Here is a 1,299-nt window from a genome sequence, read left to right as displayed (position 1 = left end):
CGACCACCAACTCGGGACGCGTCGGGAAGTGGCGGTAGATCGTCCCCATGCCGACGCCGGCCTTCGCCGCAATCTCCCGCACCGGAGCGTCGACTCCGGACTCCACGAACACTGCTGCCGCCGCGTCGAGCAGCGCCTGCTCGCTTCGACGTGGGCGACCGACTTGCTTGGGAGAGGCGACGCGCGACTGCTCGTCCTGGGCATCAGCCATGTGCACTCCTCGCTGACTCACAACATATGTTTGCATTACGGAACAACGCTCCGTAATGTTGCGGAGCGACGCTCCGATAAACAGTATCGCAGGGTGCAGCCTCAGCAAGGAACTTGCCATGACCTCATCAATGATCGACACTCTGAACGGCATCATCGGCGCCGGCGCCCCGGTCGTCTCCGTTGCCCCCGTCGAGTTGTTCGCCCCCGATCGACCTGTCCCGCTGGAAGTACGTGTGTCTGCTCCGGCAGCAGGCACGAACCTCCCCGTTGTGGTGTTCTCCCACGGCAACGGCTGGAACCTCGATGGATACTCGCCACTCACGGCATTCTGGGCATCCCACGGATTCGTGGTGATCCAGCCGACACATCTGGACTCGCGCCGGAACGGTTTCGGGTTCGACCACCCGGTTTTCCCGACGATCTGGACCGAGAGGATCGCGGATCTCACACGCATCCTTGATCAGCTCGACACCATCGAATTTGCCGTGCCCGGGCTTGCCGGCCGCATCGACCGCAGTCGAGTTGCCGCCACTGGTCACTCCTGGGGCGGGCAAACCGCTCAGTCGCTCCTCGGAGCAAGGATCTTCGACGAGGCCGGCCAGGTCGGCCAGGACATGTCCGACAGTCGCGTCACCGCGGGAATCCTGTTCGCGGCAACCGGTCTCGGCGGCGAGAACCTGCATCCGTTCGCGCAGGCGAACTTCCCGTTCATGCGACCCTCGTTCCAGGAACTGACGACGCCGACACTCGTCGTCGCGGGCGACCACGACCAGTCCAAGATGTCCAGCCGCGGACCCGACTGGTTCACCGACGCCTACACGCACAGCCCCGGAGCCACCGACCTCCTGACCTTCTACGGTGCCGAGCACGCACTCGGTGGAATCGTCGGATACGAAGTCGCCGAGACCACTGACGAGAACCCAGAGCGGGTCGCCGCCATCCAACGGATGAGTACTGCCTACCTTCGGACCGCGTTGCGCATCGATGAGACCAGCTGGCCAGCGGCCCGGGCCGCATTCAGCGACAACGCCGACCCGATCGGCCGAGTCGACACCAAGTAATGCGGCAGTGATCCAACTTATTGGC

2 protein-coding genes are annotated in these 1,299 nt (G+C 64.0%); one reads left to right on the top strand and one right to left on the bottom strand.

The window, feature by feature from the left end; genetic code table 11:
• Window positions 1–247, bottom strand: a 247-nt coding sequence (locus tag A2J01_RS07685; protein ID WP_231915732.1) for a TetR/AcrR family transcriptional regulator, incomplete at its 3' end; no start/stop codon positions are given.
• An 82-nt stretch (window positions 248–329) separates the two neighbouring features.
• Here A2J01_RS07685 and A2J01_RS07680 point away from each other — a divergent pair.
• Window positions 330–1,274, top strand: coding sequence for an alpha/beta hydrolase family protein (locus A2J01_RS07680; protein ID WP_039973382.1), 945 nt, complete (start codon window positions 330–332; stop codon window positions 1,272–1,274).
• Window positions 1,275–1,299: the final 25 nt, after the last annotated feature.

Origin of the sequence: Rhodococcus sp. EPR-134 (assembly GCF_001647205.1) — a bacterium.
GTDB classification, from domain to species: Bacteria; Actinomycetota; Actinomycetes; order Mycobacteriales; family Mycobacteriaceae; genus Rhodococcus_F; species Rhodococcus_F qingshengii.
This window is presented reverse-complemented; position numbering and strand designations above follow the sequence as displayed.

Excerpts from the sequence above, each read along its gene's own strand:
- A2J01_RS07680 (WP_039973382.1), top strand. The coding sequence starts at position 330 with ATGACCTCATCAATGATCGACACTCTGAACGGCATCATCGGCGCCGGC.